13 protein-coding genes are annotated in these 14,893 nt (G+C 59.0%); 3 read left to right on the top strand and 10 right to left on the bottom strand.

All coding sequences use genetic code 11. The features are described from left to right. Positions 1 to 93: 93 nt before the first annotated feature. The 9 genes from hbdH to CKW26_RS05475 all read right to left on the bottom strand — a co-directional run bounded on the left by hbdH (position 94) and on the right by CKW26_RS05475 (position 11,054). Positions 94 to 867: a 3-hydroxybutyrate dehydrogenase gene (gene hbdH, locus CKW26_RS05515; protein ID WP_095047804.1), complete on the bottom strand. Its 774-nt coding sequence runs from the start codon at positions 865 to 867 to the stop codon at positions 94 to 96. A 7-nt stretch (positions 868 to 874) separates the two neighbouring features. Next, complete coding sequence (locus CKW26_RS05510; protein ID WP_007912313.1) at positions 875 to 2,266, bottom strand: GntP family permease; 1,392 nt, start codon at positions 2,264 to 2,266, stop codon at positions 875 to 877. A gap of 296 nt (positions 2,267 to 2,562) precedes the next feature. Next, complete coding sequence (locus CKW26_RS05505) at positions 2,563 to 3,969, bottom strand: sigma-54-dependent Fis family transcriptional regulator (protein WP_095047803.1); 1,407 nt, start codon at positions 3,967 to 3,969, stop codon at positions 2,563 to 2,565. Positions 3,970 to 4,135: 166 nt separating this feature from the next. Further along, positions 4,136 to 5,710 (bottom strand): ABC transporter ATP-binding protein, encoded by a 1,575-nt coding sequence (locus CKW26_RS05500; protein ID WP_095047802.1) that lies wholly within the window; start codon positions 5,708 to 5,710, stop codon positions 4,136 to 4,138. A gap of 9 nt (positions 5,711 to 5,719) precedes the next feature. After that, positions 5,720 to 6,742, bottom strand: coding sequence for an ABC transporter permease (locus CKW26_RS05495; RefSeq protein ID WP_095047801.1), 1,023 nt, complete (start codon positions 6,740 to 6,742; stop codon positions 5,720 to 5,722). Continuing rightward, a complete protein-coding gene (locus CKW26_RS05490; RefSeq protein ID WP_034154280.1) occupies positions 6,742 to 7,803 on the bottom strand; it encodes a microcin C ABC transporter permease YejB in 1,062 nt (353 codons plus the stop codon). The genes CKW26_RS05495 and CKW26_RS05490 overlap by 1 nt, the downstream gene beginning before the upstream one ends. Next, positions 7,803 to 9,671 carry an extracellular solute-binding protein gene (locus CKW26_RS05485; protein ID WP_093430974.1) on the bottom strand — a complete coding sequence of 623 codons (1,869 nt, stop codon included), beginning with the start codon at positions 9,669 to 9,671 and terminating at the stop codon, positions 7,803 to 7,805. The genes CKW26_RS05490 and CKW26_RS05485 overlap by 1 nt, the downstream gene beginning before the upstream one ends. 133 nt (positions 9,672 to 9,804) lie before the next feature. Then, the gene (locus CKW26_RS05480; RefSeq protein WP_007912303.1) at positions 9,805 to 10,086 is read right to left on the bottom strand and encodes a peptidylprolyl isomerase; all 282 of its coding nucleotides are present in this window, start codon (positions 10,084 to 10,086) and stop codon (positions 9,805 to 9,807) included. Positions 10,087 to 10,184: 98 nt separating this feature from the next. Then, a complete protein-coding gene (locus CKW26_RS05475) occupies positions 10,185 to 11,054 on the bottom strand; it encodes a triacylglycerol lipase (RefSeq protein WP_095048096.1) in 870 nt (289 codons plus the stop codon). A 335-nt stretch (positions 11,055 to 11,389) separates the two neighbouring features. On the opposite strand from CKW26_RS05475, the gene CKW26_RS05470 reads away from it, so the two are divergent. Next, the gene (locus CKW26_RS05470) at positions 11,390 to 12,469 is read left to right on the top strand and encodes a hypothetical protein (protein WP_095047800.1); all 1,080 of its coding nucleotides are present in this window, start codon (positions 11,390 to 11,392) and stop codon (positions 12,467 to 12,469) included. A gap of 54 nt (positions 12,470 to 12,523) precedes the next feature. On the opposite strand, the gene CKW26_RS05465 is transcribed toward CKW26_RS05470, so the two are convergent. Further along, the gene (locus CKW26_RS05465) at positions 12,524 to 13,600 is read right to left on the bottom strand and encodes a 3-deoxy-7-phosphoheptulonate synthase (protein ID WP_095047799.1); all 1,077 of its coding nucleotides are present in this window, start codon (positions 13,598 to 13,600) and stop codon (positions 12,524 to 12,526) included. Between the two features lie 614 nt (positions 13,601 to 14,214). Between CKW26_RS05465 and CKW26_RS30200 the strand changes: the two genes are divergently transcribed. Together CKW26_RS30200 and CKW26_RS05460 are read left to right on the top strand one after the other, a co-directional pair. Continuing rightward, positions 14,215 to 14,382 carry a hypothetical protein gene (locus CKW26_RS30200; RefSeq protein WP_245397985.1) on the top strand — a complete coding sequence of 56 codons (168 nt, stop codon included), beginning with the start codon at positions 14,215 to 14,217 and terminating at the stop codon, positions 14,380 to 14,382. Next, entirely contained in the window at positions 14,382 to 14,825 is a 444-nt protein-coding gene (locus CKW26_RS05460; protein WP_095047798.1) for an N-acetyltransferase, read from the top strand. Before CKW26_RS30200 ends, CKW26_RS05460 begins: the two co-directional genes overlap by 1 nt. Positions 14,826 to 14,893: the final 68 nt, after the last annotated feature.

The following is a 14,893-nucleotide window of genomic DNA, read 5'->3' as shown; positions in this document are numbered from 1 at the left end:
GCGAGCCTGCTCGCGATAGCGGTGTGCCAGAACGGTAAAATTTAACTGACACAAAGCTATCGCGAGCAGGCTCACTCCTACCGGGACGCAGCATTACTGCGCCAACCACCCACCATCAATATTCCACGCCGCGCCGCGCACCTGGCTGCCAGCCTCGCTGCACAAAAACAACACCAGTTCGCCCAGATGCTGCGGCGTCACGAATTCCAGCGATGGTTGCTTCTCGGCCAGCAAATCATGCTGCGCCTGCTGCGGATCGACCCCCTTGGCCGCACGGTCGTCGATCTGCTTCTGCACCAGTGGCGTGAGCACCCAGCCCGGGCAGATCGCGTTGCAGGTGACATTGCTGGTCGCGGTTTCCAGGCCCACCACTTTGGTCAAGCCGATCACGCCGTGCTTGGCGGCGACATACGCCGCTTTGCCGGTCGAGCCGACCTGGCCATGCACGGAGGCGATATTGATGATTCGCCCCCAGCCTTTGGCGCGCATTCCCGGCAAGCTCAGACGCGTGCTGTGAAACACCGAAGACAGGTTGATGGCAATGATTGAGTCCCAGCGCTCGACGGGAAAATCCTCCACGGCGGCGACGTACTGGATGCCGGCGTTGTTGACCAGAATGTCGACACCGCCGAATTCGCGCTCGGCGTAATTGATCATGTCGGCGATCTGCGCCGGGTCACTGACATCGGCCGGATGATGGCCGACCTTGCCGCCGAACCGGGCGACTTCGGCGATGACTTTCGACGCATCGCCAAAACCGTTGAGAATCAGATTCGCGCCAGCCTTGGCCAGGCTTAGTGCGATGCCCAGACCAATGCCGCTGGTGGAACCAGTCACCAGCGCGGTCTTGCCGGAAAGAGTCGTCATGAATACCTCACACAATGCCAGTGGCGTAGAAAGTGCCGATCACTACGAAAACCGCCAGGGTCTTGATCAGCGTAATACAGAAAATGTCTTTGTAGGCTTCGCGGTGGGTCAGGCCCGTCACCGCGAGCAAGGTGATGACCGCGCCGTTGTGCGGCAGGGTGTCCATGCCGCCACTGGCCATCGCGGCGACGCGGTGCAGTACTTCCAGCGGAATATTCGCGGCGTGGGCTGCACTGATGAACTGCTCGGACATCGCCGCCAGCGCAATGCTCATGCCGCCCGACGCGGAGCCGGTGATACCGGCCAAAAGGGTCACGGTGATGGCTTCGTTGACCAGCGGATTGGGAATCTGTTTGAGCCAGTCCGCCAGCACCAAAAAGCCTGGCAGCGACGCGATCACCGCGCCGAAGCCATACTCCGAGGCGGTGTTCATCGCCGCCAGTAATGCGCCGCTCACGGCACTTTTGCTGCCTTCGGCGAGCTTGCTGCGAATCGCCTGAAAGCCAAACGCCAGCACCATCAGAATGCCGACCAGCAAAGCCGCCTGCACGGCCCAGATCGCCGTCAGTTTGGCGATCTCGGTGGTCACCGGTGCCGCCATGCCCGGCAGCGCGAGGCTGTGGGTCTTGCCGTACCACTGCGGAATCCATTGGGTGAAGAGCAGGTTCATGATGCCCACCGCCAGCAATGGCGACAGGGCAAGCCATGGGTTTGGCAGTTTCAGATCTTCAGCGGTTTCCGGCTCGTTGCGCAATTCAGTGCCGTAGCCTTCGCCAGCACGTTGCGCCTTGTTGCGTTGCCGCTGCAGAAACAGCATGCCGGCGCAGAACACGAAAATCGTGCCGATCACGCCCAGCCACGGCGCCGCCCATGCGGTGGTGTTGAAAAAGGTGCTGGGGATGATGTTCTGGATCTGCGGCGTGCCGGGCAGGGCGTCCATGGTGAACGAGAAAGCGCCGAGAGCGATGGTGGCCGGGATCAGCCGCTTGGGGATATTGCTCTGGCGGAACATCTCGGCAGCAAACGGATAGACCGCGAAGACCACCACGAACAGCGACACGCCGCCGTAAGTAAGCAGAGCGCAGACCAGCACGATCACCAGCATCGCTTGCTTGGTGCCGAGCAAGCGAATGGCCGCCGCGACAATCGAACGGGAGAAGCCCGACAGTTCGATCAACTTGCCGAACACGGCACCGAGCAGGAATACAGGGAAATACAGTTTGATGAAGCCGACCATTTTCTCCATGAACACCCCGGTGAACGCAGGGGCGACGGCGGAAGGGTCGGTGAGCAGAACTGCGCCGAGGGCGGCAATCGGGGCGAAGAGGATAACGCTGTAGCCACGGTAGGCGGCCAGCATCAGCAGCGCCAGGGCTGCCAAAGCAATGATCACACTCATGGTGTGTCTCTCCAGAATTGTTATTTTTGTGGGTAGAACGGGTGTGGGAGAGGCTATAGCGAGATCTGTGCCAGATGTCTAACTAATTGAAATATAAGAATTTTATTGATTTGCTTGAGGGGTTTTCAGGTATTTTGTCTCATTTTGGAGACCGGGTTAAGCCGAAAAGATCGCAGCCTTCGGCAGCTCCTACAGTGCGGACGCGAATTTCCCCTGTAGGAGCTGCCGAAGGCTGCGATCTTTTGATCTTCAAACAATCGATCTACAGAAAGAGATCATTGTCTCTATTTAGAGACTCAGGCAATCCCCAACGCCACCATCTTCTTGTACAACGTCGACCGCCCAAGCCCCAATCGTACCGCCGCTTCCGGCACGTTCCCCGCACATTTCGCAAGAGCTGCCTGAATCAACTGCCGATCAAACCGCTCCCGCGCCTGAGCAAAAGTCTCGTCAGCCAGCGTCTCCATCGTCGGCACCGAGGCACGCTCAACTGGCGTCAAGGTGCCAATCGCCGCACGAATATCCTGCTCAGTCAGCATCAAGTCATCACTAAGCAACGCCGCCCGTTCGAGCACATTACGCAGTTCGCGAATGTTCCCCGGCCAGGCATGCTGGCCGAGCAACGCCAGCGCATCCCGGTGCAGTTCGTGTTGGCTGCGCAGTTCTTCCAGAATCGCTTCACTGAGTGCCGGTAAATCATCAAGGCGTTCACGCAATGGCGGCACCTGAATCGGCAACACATTCAGGCGATAGTACAAATCGGCGCGGAACTCGCCGCGCTTGATCGCCGCTTGCAGATCGGTCGAGGTGGCAGCAATCACGCGCACGTCGCTCTGAATCACCTCGTTGGAGCCGACCGGTTCGAACTCCTTTTCCTGCAACACGCGCAGCAGTTTGCTCTGCAAGGGCAGCGGCATGTCGCCGATCTCGTCGAGGAATAACGTGCCGCCCTGAGCGATCTGCAACTTGCCGGTGCGACCCTTGCGGTCGGCGCCGGTGAACGCGCCCGGTGCCGTGCCGAAAAATTCCGCCTCCAGCAGTGCCTCGGGAATTGCCGCGCTGTTGATGCTGACGAATGCTTTGTGCGCCCGTGGCGAGGCACTGTGAATGGCTTGGGCCAGCAGCTCTTTGCCGGTGCCGGTCTCGCCGAGCAGCAGCACCGGCGACTCCGCGCTGGCGCTGCGCCGGGCGCGGCGTTTGACTTCGAGGCTGGCAGCGCTGGTGCCGATGAAATGGGCGAAGTTGTATTTGGTTTGTCGGGCGCGCAGCAGAGAACGGGTCGAGGCCAGCTCTTCCTGCATGCTTAAGTAGCGTTTGAGCATCGGCGACAGCGTGCGCAACTCGTCGAACAGGGCAAAACCGATCGCGCCGATGACCGTGCCGGCGTCGTCGTGGATCGGCAGGCGCATCACCACCAAAGGCTCCTTCGGCGTGTCCTGCATGTCCAGAAGAATAGGGCGACCGGTGCGCACGACTTCGCGCAACAGGCTGCCGGGAATCACGCTTTCACAGGGTTTGCCGATCGCGCCTGCAGCCGATTCAAGACCGAAACGCCGGGCGTAGCGCTCGTTCATCCAGACGATGTTGGCATCGCGGTCGACAATCACCGTGCCCTCGCTGGATTGCTCGATGATCTCGAACAGCGAACGGATCGCCAGGGTGCGCACCCGTTGGTAGTCCTTGAGGCTTTCGGTGGTGCTCATGGAGGCTGATCCTGATTGTGTATGGCCTGTGCCGGCCCCTTCGCGAGCAGGCTCGCTCCCACAGTAGATTGGGTCTTTCCCAAATTTTGTGTCCGGCGTGAACCTTGTGGGAGCGAGCCTGCTCGCGAAAGCCTCGACCCGGTTTCACGCCGAACACATATGACGCCTACCCCGGATGCGCCGCCGCCAACAGCTCTTTGGTGTACGGATGCTGCGGTGCAGCAAACACCTCATGGCTGGCGCCACGCTCGACCACTTTGCCGTCCTTGATCACGATCATGTCGTGGGCCAGCGCGCGCACCACCGCCAGGTCATGGCTGATGAACAGATAAGTCAGACCGTGTTTTTCCTGAAGCTGGCGGAGCAGCGCGACCACTTGTTTCTGTACCGTGCGATCCAGCGCCGACGTCGGCTCGTCGAGCAGGATCAGCGCCGGTTTCAGCACCAGAGCCCGCGCGATAGCGATGCGTTGGCGCTGGCCACCGGAGAATTCGTGGGGATAGCGATGGCGACTTTGCGGGTCGAGACCGACCTCTTTGAGTACGCGGATGACTTGTTCATCGCACTCGTCAGCGCTTGACTCGCAATGCACTTCCAGGCCTTCGCTGATGATCTGCGCGACTGACATGCGCGGGCTGAGGCTGCCGAACGGATCCTGAAACACCACCTGCATCTGTCGGCGCCATGGGCGCATTTGCTTCTGATTGAGACCGTCGAGTGCCTCGCCCTGAAAGCGGATACTGCCTTCGGAGTCGAGCAGACGCAGGATCGCCTGACCCAGCGTCGATTTGCCGGAACCAGACTCGCCGACGATGCCCAGCGTCTTGCCACGCTGGATGCTTAGGCTGATGCCATCCACCGCACGCAGGTACTGCTTGCGCTGGAACAGACCGCCACCGACGACAAACTCAACCTTGAGATCGTCGACCTCCAGTACGTTTTCGCGCTCATCCCGAGGCAGTGCTTCGCCTTCGGGCTCGGCGTTGAGCAGCACGCAGCTATAAGGATGCTTCGGTTCGGTGAACAGGGTTTCGCAGGGCGCCTGCTCGACGATTTCCCCGGCCTTCATCACGCACACCCGTTGCGCGATGCTGCGCACCAGATTGAGGTCATGGCTGATCAGCAGCAGCGACATGCCCAGGCGCTGTTGCAGGGATTTGAGCAGCAGCAGGATCTTGCGCTGCACGGTCACGTCGAGCGCGGTGGTCGGTTCATCGGCGATCAACAGCTCCGGTTCGCAGGCCAGGGCCATGGCGATCATCACCCGTTGTCGTTGTCCACCGGAGAGTTGATGCGGGTAAGCCTTGAGGCGTTCCTTGGGTTTCTGGATGCCCACCAGTCCGAGCAGTTCGAGGATCCGCGCCTGCGCCGCTTTACCGCCGAGGCCACGGTGCAGCAGCAGGGTTTCGCCGATCTGTTTTTCGATGGTGTGCAGCGGATTCAGCGAGGTCATCGGCTCCTGAAAAATCATGGCGATGCGGTTGCCACGCAGTTCGCGCAAGACTTTGGGATCGGCGCCGATCAGTTCCTGTCCGCGATAGCGAATGCTGCCAGTGGTTTGCGCTTCGCTTTCGGGCAGCAATTGCAGAATCGAATGGGCGGTCACCGATTTGCCCGAGCCCGACTCGCCAACCAGGGCCAGACACTCACCGGGGCGAATGTCCAGGCACAGGTCGCGGACCACGCTCTGGCCATGGAAGGCAACGTTGAGGTTACGGATTTCAATCAGGTTGTCAGTCATGGCCACGCTTCAGGATCGAGGGTCGAAGGCGTCACGTAACGCTTCGCCGATGAACACCAATAAAGAAAGAATCAGCGCCAGGGTGAAAAACGCCGTCAACCCGAGCCACGGTGCTTGCAGATTCTGTTTGCCCTGGCCGATCAACTCACCCAGCGAGGCGCTGCCGGCGGGCATGCCGAAACCGAGAAAATCCAGCGCGGTGAGGGTGGAAATCGCCCCGGTCAGAATGAACGGCAAGTAGCTCAATGTTGCATTCATGGCGTTGGGCAGAATGTGTCGGAAGATCACCTTGCGATCGCTCAGGCCCAGCGCGCGGGCGGCTTTGACGTACTCCAGATTACGTCCGCGCAGAAACTCGGCGCGCACCACATCCACCAGCGCCAGCCATGAGAACAGCGCCATGATCCCCAGCAGCCACCAGAAATTCGGCTCGACGAAACCAGAGAGGATGATCAGCAGGTACAACACTGGCAGCCCCGACCAGACTTCCAGCACGCGCTGCCCGAGCAAATCGACCCAGCCACCGTAGTAGCCCTGCAATGCCCCGGCGGCGATGCCGATCAGAGCGCTGACAAAGGTCAGCATCAAGGCAAACAGAATCGACACCCGCGCGCCGAATATCACTCGCGCCAGTACATCCCGCGATTGATCGTCTGTGCCTAACCAGTTGACTGACGTCGGCGGGCTCGGCGCCGGTTTGGTGAGGTCGTAGTTCGGTGTGTCGTCACTGAACGGAATCGGCGGGAACAGTAGCCAGCCGCCGTCCTTGCGAATCAGGTTCTGCACATAGTCGCTGCGATAATCGGCCTGGAATGGCAGTTGTCCGCCGAACTCCTGTTCGGTGTGGCGCTTGAACACCGGGAAGTACCACTGGTCCTGATAGCTGACGACCAGAGGCTTGTCATTGGCGATCAACTCACCACCCAGTGTCAGCACAAACAGGCCGATAAACAGCCATAACGACCACCAGCCACGGCGGTTTTTCTTGAAGCGCTCGAAGCGCCGACGCCCTAGAGGGGAGAGCTTGAACATCAGGCGTTCCTCGCGGCGAAGTCGATACGCGGGTCGACCAGCGTGTAGCACAGGTCACCCACCAGTTTTATCAGCAGGCCGAAGAGGGTAAAGATGAACAGCGAACCGAACACCACCGGATAATCCCGCGAAACTGCTGCTTCGTAACTCATGCGCCCAAGACCATCGAGGGAGAAGATCACTTCGATCAGCAAGGAGCCGGCGAAGAACACACTGATGAACGCCTGCGGGATGCCGGACACCACCAGCAGCATCGCGTTGCGGAACACATGGCCGTACAGCACGCGACGCTCGCTCAGGCCTTTGGCGCGAGCGGTCACCACATACTGGCGGGTGATTTCATTGAGAAACGAGTTCTTGGTCAGGATCGTCAGCGTGGCGAAACCGCCGATCACCAGTGCCGTCACCGGCAGCACCAAGTGCCAGAAGTAGTCGGCAATCTTGCCGAGGGTCGACAGCGATTCGAAGTTATCCGACACCAGGCCACGCACCGGAAACCAGTTCAATGACGTGCCGCCGGCAAACACCACGATCAGGAACATCGCAAACAGAAACGCCGGCATCGCGTAGCCGATGATGATCGCCGTGCTGCTCCAGATATCGAAATGACTGCCATGGTGCACGGCCTTGCGGATCCCCAGCGGGATCGACACCAGATAGGTGATCAGCGTCGCCCACAACCCGAGGGAAATGGTCACCGGCATTTTTTCCAGGATCAGATCGGTGACCGTCGCGCCACGGAAAAAGCTTTTGCCGAAATCCAGTTGTGCGTAGTTCTTCAGCATCAGCCACAGGCGCTCATGGGCCGGTTTGTCGAAGCCGTACTGTTTTTCGATGTCCTTGATCAGTTGCGGATCGAGGCCGCGACTGGCGCGGGAAGTACCGCTCATGGTTTCGCTGGCACCGCCGCCGACACTGGCGCCGCCGATCCCTTGCAGGTGGGCGATGGCCTGTTCCACCGGACCGCCGGGCGCGGCCTGGATAATCACGAAATTGACCAGCAGGATGATCACCAGCGTCGGGATGATCAGCAGCAGGCGCCGCAGTATGTAACCCCACATCAGTGCGGCCCTCCGGGTCTGCCACGGGCAATTTTTTCCGCGGTCATCTGCTGATTGGTCAGCGGTGTGCTGCTGATTTCCCACCAGCTCTCGATGGCTTCGTCATTGCTGGCTTGCACCGACGGTATGCCGAAGCGGTTCCACCACACGGTCGAGGTGCCCGGTGGATAGTAGTTGGGAATCCAGTAGTAATTCCATTGCAGGACCCGGTCCAGGGCGTGCGCGTAATGCAGCATGTCGGACTGGGTGGAGGCGCGGATCAGGCCGTTGATCAACGTATCCACGGCAGGATTTTTCAACACCATATAGTTGTTCGCGCCTGGGTCGTTGGCCGACGCGGAGGCGAAGTAATTGAGCAATTCGCCCCCCGGCGAGGTGCTGACCGGGTAGCCGGTGACGATCATGTCGTAGTCGCGGCTCATCAGGCGATTGACGTATTGCGAGGAGTCGATACGGCGAATGTTCAGATCGATGCCGATCTGTTTCAGCGTGCGCTTGTACGGCAGCAACAAGCGATCCATGCCGTTCTGGCTGACCAGGAAGGTGAAGCTCAGTGGTTCGCCCTGGGCGTTCACCAACTGATCGCCATCCGGTTTCCAGCCCGCCTGTTCGAGCAGTTCGAGGGCCTGCAACTGTTTGTCACGGATGACACCGCTGCCATCGGTTTTCGGCGCCTCGAAGACTTTAGTGAAAACCTCTTCGGGAACCTGGCCGCGCAGCGGTTCGAGGATTTTCAGTTCCTGCGCATCGGGCAGTTCGCTTGCCGCCAGTTGTGTGTTGGAAAAGTAGCTCTGCTGGCGGATATACATACCGCGCATCATCTGCCGGTTGCTCCACTCGAAATCCCAAAGCATGGCCAAGGCCTGGCGTACGCGGCGATCGGCGAACATGGGTTTCTGCAGGTTGAACACAAAACCCTGGGCTGACTGTGGCGCCTCGGTGGCCAGATGCGCCTTTTGCAGGCGTCCGTCGCTCAGTGCCGGGCTGTCATAGCCGATCGAGTAGCCAGTGGCCGAAAACTCGCGGTTGTAGTCATAGGCGCCACCGCGCAGCACTTGGCGGGCGACGTCGGTATCACCGAAGTACTCGATGCTGAAATGATCGAAATTGTACAAGCCACGACTGACCGGCAGATCCTTGCCCCACCAGTCGGCGTTGCGTTCAAACGTGATACTGCGCCCCGAATCGACCTTGCCGACTCGATACGGGCCGCTGCCCAAGGGGGCTTCATAACCGCCGCCGCCGGCGAAATCGCGACTCTTCCACCAATGCTCGGGGAATACCGGCAGGGTCGCGATGTCCAGTGGCAGGGTGCGGTTTTCATTACTCTTGAAATCGAAGCGCACGGTCAGCGGCGCTTCGACTTCGACGCCTTTGACGTCGGCAAACTGGGTGCGATAACGCAGGCTGCCCTGGGTCATCAATAAATCGTAGGTGTAACGCACGTCTTCGGCGGTGATCGCTTTGCCGTCGGCGAAGCGTGCCTTGGGATTGATATAGAAGCGCAGCGACAGACCATCATCCGAGCGTTCCATCTTTTGCGCGACCAGACCGTAGACCGTGTAAGGCTCGTCGAGCGAACGCTGGGCCAGCGGCGAATAGAGCAAGCCATCGATCTGAGTGACGCCGATGCCTTTGTCTATATAAGGAAGGACATGGTCGAAGTGGCCGATCTCGATGGCCGAGCGGCGCATTGTCCCGCCCTTTGGCGCTTGCAGGTTGGTGTAGTCGAAATGACTGAAGCCGGCAGGATACTTGGCAGGCTCGCCATAAACGGTCAACGCGTGTTGCGGTGCAGCGTTTGCGCCGGTGGCGCCCGTCAACAGGGCGAGGGCGGTGAGCATCAATGTGGGGAAAACCAGTCGCATTGTCAGCCTTGGAACCGGGAAATCGATAAGCGCAAGTTGTACGCGAGAGGCGCGTCAGTCGCCAGCCGTATATGTAACTGAAACACAACGGCCCACCAGAAGGCGGGCCGTTGGCGAGCAATCAGGCGACGGATCAGTCCTGACGGCTGGTGACTTCCAGCAGGTGATAACCGAACTGGGTTTTTACCGGACCTTGCACGACGTTGATTGGCGCGCTGAAGACCACGGTGTCGAATTCCTTGACCATCTGGCCAGGACCGAACGAACCCAGATCACCGCCCTGACGGCTCGATGGGCAGGTGGAGTTGGCCTTGGCGACTTCGGCGAAATCAGCGCCGCCTTCGATCTGGGCCTTGAGTTCGTTGCACTTGTCTTCGCTGGAAACCAGGATGTGGCGGGCAGTGGCTTTAGCCATGGGGAAACTCTCCAATCTATTTCAGTAAAAGTGTGGAGCCTACCGGATTCAGTGGGCGAATTCTCGGCAAAGTTCCGTTCGGTTGTCCGTGGCTTTGATCAGAGATTCGCGGCTCGCAGACGTTCAGCATGTTCGACGTACAGCTCAATCGGGTCGGGCAGTGCGGTTGCCGTGCTGGCCGTGCGGCGCAGGCTGCCCAGATGATCCAGCGGGTAGTCGGAGCGGATCACTTGCCCCAAGTGAGAACTGAAGCGGCCAACGAAGCCGTCATTCTGCTGCGTTTCGGTCATGAAGTACTGCGATAACGCGTGGCAAATGCTTTGGGTTGGATCGAGTGTCGACGGGCTGTTGGCCGGCAGGACGCCGCTCCATGAGTAATAGCGTACGCCGTTGACCTGTTCCGGGCCTTGTCCGCCCCAAGTGCTGGGCAATCCCTGCGGAAACTTGTCGTTGAACTCGCCTACGCCTTCAGTCGTCAGTGCATTGAGCGCCGCCAGTGCGTTCTGCGGCAAGGTGACACTGCCACTGAGCAACGATAGAAAATCGGCAAATAGCGTCGCTACATTTTGGGCGACGACCTCCGGTAGCCGCCCGGGTATCAGGGCCTTACGCAGAAAGTCGGCCAGTTCCGAACCGTGATTCGGGCCGCTGACGGAGGTTACGGAAGCGACGGCGTGTGGCGCGAGCGCCGCAGCGTATCGAGCAGCCAGTGCTCCCTGACTGTGTCCTATGAGGTTGACTTTGTCTGCACCTGTGCCTCGCAATACACGATCAATCTGTGCAAGTAATTGTTCACCCCTGGTTTCGTTTTTATGGGTGGCAGACAGGTGCGGAACAAACACTCGGCTGCCGGCCGTTTTCAGAGCGTCCTTTACGTCATGGAACAGCTCGAAGTGACCGATGCGCTCGAATCCGAACAGGCCATGTACCAACAGGACGGGATAGCGAGTTGAAGCATTCCGTTGCATGTTCTTACCTTTTTCGCAGAAGTTCATCGGGGAATCCGGAGGCCACTCTAAAACACTCATCCAGCCGAAGAAGTAAGAAGGGGCTTCTCTTGGCCGTTGAATCTGGACTAGTGGCTGTACGAATTTTCAGATACTTATGAAATCCGAATCGGAAGTTGAGGACATCTTTCGCTCGGTTGATGGCGTTTTTGCGTAGTTTGCCTACCCGGTGGGAGGCCTTTGCCGGATGTTCGCGGCGGATGAGGCTGACATCGAAAGTGTGCGCAATAGCGTTCAATGTTGGCTGTCGACGCCGCCCATGAAAGCGGCGTTCTTTCCAAGGAATGGAGCCACTAATGCACACGCACGAAGTCGAGTTTTGCTACCGGATGCGCCACCCCGCCAGCCCCTGTGTTTCGAACGAACTGCTGCCAGCGGCAACCGTTGATAGTCTGAAGGGGACGGTGCTTGATCCATCACTGGGCAAGGTCGTTGTCCGTATTGCTCCTTATGCAAACATGAGCTGCGGCGATCAGTTGCTCTTGAGTTGGGACGGTCTGGACATAGAGGGCTTTGCTTATCAGCATGAAATGGTTCGCTATGTCAGCGAAGCCCAGGTCGGCAAAGACATCGTTTTCGTGATCAAAGGCCTGCATATCGCTGCACTGGATGGCGGTTCGCTGGCGGTCTACTGGAAACTGTTCAGTGCGCGCTCGGCTGAACCGGCGGTGTCTGCCCGTGTGCATTTGTCCGTGGGTGATGTGCGGCCACAATTGCTTGCGCCGATTGTCGAGGGTGCGGTCGGAGGGACGCTGGATCCGGCGCGGGTGCCGGACGGCACGCTTATTGTGCTCCAGCCTTATGCCCGAATGGCGGCGGGGGATCGAGTCACGTTGCTGTGGGGCGCTGACGCATTGTCCGCAACGTTCAGCGACAGTTTGAAGGTCGAAGCCTTTGCTGTCGCAGACGTACTGTCATTCTGGGTTGAAGGGGCGCACATCGCTGCTCATCTCGGCGGCGAGGTAGTGGTGCGCTATCAGGTCGAGCAGGCGGGCGGAGTCATTCGCGAGTCCGAGGCGGCAAGAATTCTCGTTACCCCGTTCCTGCGGGGAGAGCTTGAGGCTCCCGATGTACTTGAAGCTGAAGACGGCGTGCTGTTGAAAGAGGACTCCGTCGATGGCGTCACCGTCGTGATCGGTAATGCCCGGACGCAGGAAGGCGAGTTGGTCTATCTCAAGTGCGACGGGGAACTGTTCAATCATCGGGATGACCGTGAAATCACTCGGGAGACGGCGGGGAAGCCGCTGATCTTCATTGTGCCGCACCGATTCTGGCGTGAGCACCATGGCACGACCGTGCGGGTGGCCTACACGGTTGAACGTCTGGACGATGTCAGTCAGACGTCTGCGGCCACACAGGTGCGAGTGGAGGGGTAACGCGGCGTGACCAGCCCTGCGGTTTGCGATAAATCCGCGGGGCTGGCCGGATAATCAGCCTTTTGCCTGGGCACTGAGACGTTGAGATGCGTCCAGCAGCAAACGCTCCGTTGCGCTGAAACCGAGGCAGCCATCGGTAATCGAAACCCCGTAACGCAGGGATTCGCTCAGCGGTTGGCAGCCCTCGAACAGGTGAGACTCGATCATCATGCCGATCAGAGAACGGTCACCTTGCAGGCGTTGCTCAAGCACTTCGTTGAAGACGCCAGGCTGGCGTAGCGGGTCCTTGCCACTATTGGCGTGGCTGCAATCGACCATGATCCGGCTCGGAATCTTCAGGCGATCCAGGTCGGCATGGATTTTGGTCACGCTCTCGCGATCATGGTTCGGCCCTTTATGGCCGCCGCGCAGAACCAGATGGGTGTCGGGGTTGCCTGGCGTTTGAATGATGGCCGGATGGCCCTGACTATCGACGCCGAAATGCCGGTGCGGATGGGCTGCCGAACGCATGGCGTCAACCGCAATGGCGGCACCGCCGTCGGTGCCGTTCTTGAAGCCGACGGGCATGCCCAATCCACTGGCCATCTCCCGATGGATCTGCGATTCAGTGGTACGCGCGCCAATGGCCACCCAGCTCAACAAGTCATCGAAGTAACCGGCAGCCATGGGTTGCAGCAACTCAGTGGCCACCGGCAGGCCGAGGCGGATCATTTCCAGCATCAGCTCACGCGAAAGCGTAAGGCCGCCAGCCATGTCATCACTGCCATCCAGATGTGGGTCGTAGGCCAGACCTTTCCAGCCGACCGTGGTGCGCGGTTTTTCGACATAAGCTCGCATCACCAACAGCATTTCGCCGCTGACTTCCTCAGCCAGTCGAGCGAGCTTGCCAGCGTATTCGAGTGCGGATTGCGGATCATGGATAGAGCAGGGCCCGACGATGACCAGCAGGCGCTGATCCTGGCCGTTGAGAATGGCGCGAACTGCCTGACGGTGGGCGGTGACTTGCTGACTCAAGGCATTGCTCAGGGGCAATTGCTGTTTGAGTTGCAACGAGCTGGGCAGACGCAGAGTCAATGCTTCGTTGGCAGGATTCAGGGTGGACAGCGGCAGAGCAGAAACGGACGAGTTCATATTCGGTCTTCCTGGGCTGGCGGCGGGTTCTCCCGCTCGCTCGGCCCTACTGGGGTGTTCGACAATTGGCCGTATTGGCTACGTGGGTGTGCTTGCCACCTGTAGGTGACCGATCGGAGGCGGCAGGCTGTCCCGAGCGGAAGCTGGTAAATCGCCAGGCGTTAAAGCTGTCGTAACGGTAATAAGTGGCGTAGTTCATTTCGTGAATCCTCAAAGTGTCTGGTGTGTTGCTGAAAAGTTTGGGGCTGAAAAAACAAAACCCCCGGTCGGGAGGCCGACCGGGGGTTGAGAATTCTCTGGTAGGCGACCCGTTGTTATGGGCGCCGTTTGGGTATCAGGCGCGCCAGTGGCTAAACCAATACCCAAAATAAAAGCTGACCGGAGCGCAAACGTCATTCACCCGGGCAGCCGCAACCGAGCGCAAGGCGCTGGCAGTACGAAGCTGTGAGAGGGCGTTGAACATGGTCTGTCTCCAATGAATGGGCCGAGCTTACTAGAGGCCGATACGCCTCAGCAATCAGAAATTGCTATCGCGTAATCAACGAAACATCTATTGCTAGCGTCGCGCTGGAGTTGTGACATTCTGCACTTCGCTTGATGACCAAGGATGAACCGTGTCGACACAAAACATTGCTGCTGCCCATTCTCTGCTCATTGCCGGTGAGTTTTTACACTGTCGCTTTATCGAGGCCGCAGCGGCCGGGGCAGGTGATCTGTTGGTCATGGCCGAGCGCGTCGTGGGTGCATGGCTGGGGCGAATTGTTCCTGTTGTGCAAGCCTGATGACATTCCACTTACGATTGGCGGTTCCAGAAGATCTGGCGTTTGCCCGTGATCTTACCTGTCAGAACATGCTGCGCTACTACATTCGCCATGACCTGCTATGGCAGGACGAAGCGTTCGACGTGGCGTGGTTGGGGCGGCAAAACTGGCTGATAGTGAAGGGTGATGTGCCAGTGGGCTTTCTCAGTCTCAGTCGGGATATACGCGCGCTGTACATTCGTGAACTGCAGATTGCTGAAACGTATCAGGGGCAGGGTGCTGGTTCTTGGGCGATCGATCAGGTTATCGACATGGTCCGCAAAGAAAGACGCCCGGCTCTACGCCTGACCGTATTTGAAAATAATCCGGCGAGAAACTTGTATGAGAGAAAAGGACTACAGGTTCAGGGCGAGGACGAGTGTTTTCTGCGAATGCAGCTTGATATCGGTACACATGTGCTCTGAAACCCACGGCCGGCAAGCCTTCAATGATGAATTGAAACTTTTTAAATGACGCTTTCCGCTAGGTCTGC

This window comes from Pseudomonas sp. Irchel s3h9, from assembly GCF_900187475.1.
In the GTDB taxonomy this organism is placed as follows: domain Bacteria; phylum Pseudomonadota; class Gammaproteobacteria; order Pseudomonadales; family Pseudomonadaceae; genus Aquipseudomonas; species Aquipseudomonas neuropathica.
The sequence above is the reverse complement of the archived record's forward strand: the minus strand, read 5'-3'. Positions and strand labels throughout refer to the sequence as shown.

Excerpts from the sequence above, each read along its gene's own strand:
- CKW26_RS05480 (WP_007912303.1), bottom strand. The coding sequence starts at position 10,086 with ATGGCTAAAGCCACTGCCCGCCACATCCTGGTTTCCAGCGAAGACAAG.
- CKW26_RS05495 (WP_095047801.1), bottom strand. The coding sequence starts at position 6,742 with ATGTTCAAGCTCTCCCCTCTAGGGCGTCGGCGCTTCGAGCGCTTCAAG.
- CKW26_RS05470 (WP_095047800.1), top strand. The coding sequence starts at position 11,390 with ATGCACACGCACGAAGTCGAGTTTTGCTACCGGATGCGCCACCCCGCC.
- CKW26_RS05475 (WP_095048096.1), bottom strand. The coding sequence starts at position 11,054 with ATGCAACGGAATGCTTCAACTCGCTATCCCGTCCTGTTGGTACATGGC.
- CKW26_RS05485 (WP_093430974.1), bottom strand. The coding sequence starts at position 9,671 with ATGCGACTGGTTTTCCCCACATTGATGCTCACCGCCCTCGCCCTGTTG.
- hbdH (WP_095047804.1), bottom strand. The coding sequence starts at position 867 with ATGACGACTCTTTCCGGCAAGACCGCGCTGGTGACTGGTTCCACCAGC.
- CKW26_RS05505 (WP_095047803.1), bottom strand. The coding sequence starts at position 3,969 with ATGAGCACCACCGAAAGCCTCAAGGACTACCAACGGGTGCGCACCCTG.
- CKW26_RS05490 (WP_034154280.1), bottom strand. The coding sequence starts at position 7,803 with ATGTGGGGTTACATACTGCGGCGCCTGCTGCTGATCATCCCGACGCTG.
- CKW26_RS05460 (WP_095047798.1), top strand. The coding sequence starts at position 14,382 with ATGACATTCCACTTACGATTGGCGGTTCCAGAAGATCTGGCGTTTGCC.
- CKW26_RS05500 (WP_095047802.1), bottom strand. The coding sequence starts at position 5,710 with ATGACTGACAACCTGATTGAAATCCGTAACCTCAACGTTGCCTTCCAT.
- CKW26_RS05510 (WP_007912313.1), bottom strand. The coding sequence starts at position 2,266 with ATGAGTGTGATCATTGCTTTGGCAGCCCTGGCGCTGCTGATGCTGGCC.
- CKW26_RS05465 (WP_095047799.1), bottom strand. The coding sequence starts at position 13,600 with ATGAACTCGTCCGTTTCTGCTCTGCCGCTGTCCACCCTGAATCCTGCC.